The 2,277-nt window shown below is 47.7% G+C and carries 2 protein-coding genes; both read right to left on the bottom strand.

Annotated elements, in window-relative coordinates:
* Positions 1-1,325 (bottom strand): proton-conducting transporter membrane subunit (locus tag Q0314_RS01890; RefSeq protein WP_298055904.1); only part of this gene is annotated, 1,325 nt, incomplete at its 3' end.
* Positions 1,319-2,065 (bottom strand): 4Fe-4S dicluster domain-containing protein, encoded by a 747-nt coding sequence (locus Q0314_RS01885; protein ID WP_297969657.1) that lies wholly within the window; start codon positions 2,063-2,065, stop codon positions 1,319-1,321. The genes Q0314_RS01885 and Q0314_RS01890, both read right to left, overlap by 7 nt.
* Between the last annotated feature and the right edge of the window lie 212 nt (positions 2,066-2,277).

The following is a 2,277-nucleotide window of genomic DNA, read 5'->3' as shown; positions in this document are numbered from 1 at the left end:
AAGATTACGGCATAAAGCTTAAGGTGCATGCCGACTAACACGCCCGTAAGCGCTAAAGCGACGACTGAAAGCGTAAAGGCGTATCTAGTAAAAATGCCCTGCTCTAGCGCGCCTTGAAGCATGCCTTGATATGTAAACCACTCTGATACGAAGCCGTTAACCGGAGGAAGCGCTGCGATACCCATGATACCGATAAACATACCCACAGACGTCCAAGGCATCTTTTTAGCTAGGCCGCCTAGCACGTCCATATCGCGAGTGTGCGTAGCGTGCAGAACAGAACCCGCGCAAAGGAACAATAGTCCTTTAAATATCGCGTGGTTAACTACGTGGTAGCATCCTGCTAAAAATCCGATCGCGGCAAGCGTCGTATTTCCAGCAGCTAGACCGTATAAACCGGTGCCAAGACCAAGCAAGATGATACCGATATTTTCAACTGAGTGATAGGCAAGAAGCGCTTTGTAGTCGTGCTGACAAAGAGCGTAAAGAACGCCAAACAGTGAGCTAGCAGCACCCAGGATCAAAACCGCTAGACCAAAATATATACTTAGCGGTAAGAAAAGCGTAAATTTGACTAGAGTAAATAGCGCAACCTTTATCATAACGCCGCTCATTAGAGCAGAGACGTTTGAAGGAGCGGCCGGGTGAGCCATCGGTAGCCATACGTGGAAAGGCCACATACCGGCCTTGCTGCCAAAACCGACCAAAAATAATATAAACACCACGACGCTAGCCGCAGTCGGCATATTTAGATGGGCAAATTTGCTAAACTCGGCGCTGCCGGCGTAGTGAGCCATTATTAGCAGTCCGCAAGTGATACAAAACGCGCCGACTTGAGCGATACCTAGATATACCATCACCGCTTTTAGCGTGCCTTTGCCGTCGTTTACGAGGATGAGGAAAGACGAAATAAGCGTCATAAGCTCCCACAAAACGATGAAGCAAAATACGTTATTTGCGCTGATGACTAGAAGCATCGAAAGGATGAAAAGGTTGAACAAACAGGCAAAAACGCCTACGCTTGCTTTTTTTATGTATTCCTCCGCGTAGCTCATACCGTAGACGCTGCTGGCAAAGCCGATAAAGACGACTACGAAGCTAAAGAAATTTCCAAGCGGAGTTAGCTCAAATTTCGGCGCGTATAAAAAGTCTCCGCCAAGAGCAAAGCCCTGTATCGTCCCCATATGCGCCACAAAGTAGCAAAGCGCGTAAAAACAGCTGATCGCGCTTAGTCCAAAGCCGATTTTGACGGCTGATTTTTGAGCGCCGTAGAGCAGGATGCTAACGGCGGCGCTAACTAAGAAAAGCAGATACACGCCTACCATCTCGCACCCCCTTTTGCGCCGCTATTTTCGTCGTTCATAGCGCGCGAATTTGACGCCGCTTGCTCTCTTGCTTGCTCGCTAGGAGTTTTGTCAAGCTCCTTGATAACGATGACGTCGCCCTCGCCGTCCACGTCCTGAGCGCCGATATCGGCTAAAACGTGAGGCTCTTTTAAATTTCCGCTTCCGCGTAAAATTTTATCGACGAAAGCCTGAGCGGCTTCTTGCTCGATCTTGTTGCCAAGCTTGTGATGGCTGTGCAAAGGATCGACCATGATGATAGCGCTGGTCGGACAAACCTCCACGCACGCAGGGCCGTTTTCGCGCCCAAAGCACATATCGCACTTTATCGCAGTGTTTTTCGCGCCGGCCTGGCTTTCGATTTCGAGGTAGTATTTGGGCTCTACCGCGTAGTTAACCGACGGCATGAGCTCGGCGCTCGAGCTTATCGCGCCGTAAGGGCAAGCGATAGTGCAGAGTTTGCAGCCTATACATATCTCCTCGTGAAGCTCGATGTAGTTATCGTCAAACCTTAGCGCCCCGGTAGGGCACACGTTCGCGCAAGGACCGTCATCGCACTGGCGACACTGCGTCGGCATGACGCCCTTTGCCTGGCGCAATACAGTTAGCCTAGCCTTTGAGAGCTTGCCGCGCTCATAGGCGCTACGGAAACATGCCGCCATGCAAGTAGCGCAACCGATACAACGTTTGTAATCGGCGATCACAAATTTATGTCGTTTCATAAATTCTCCCTTCTACTTGTTTTTTGATTCTTGATTTCTCTTAAATCTTGAGCTAATTGTATTACCTTTAAAAATTTATTTCCGTCATTTGGCTGACGAATTTTGTATTTTTTAGATTAATTTTTATGAATTATTTATTTTTAAGTTTATTTTTAAATTTACGATAATATAGGCTTTCTTTTAAACTTATACGAATATAAAAATATTACGCC

Origin of the sequence: uncultured Campylobacter sp., from assembly GCF_938040115.1 — a bacterium.
Lineage (GTDB): Bacteria > Campylobacterota > Campylobacteria > Campylobacterales > Campylobacteraceae > Campylobacter_A.
This window is presented reverse-complemented; position numbering and strand designations above follow the sequence as displayed.

What these genes read in the sequence shown, in the direction of transcription:
- Q0314_RS01885 (WP_297969657.1), bottom strand. Translation starts at nt 2,065, where the DNA reads ATGAAACGACATAAATTTGTGATCGCCGATTACAAACGTTGTATCGGT.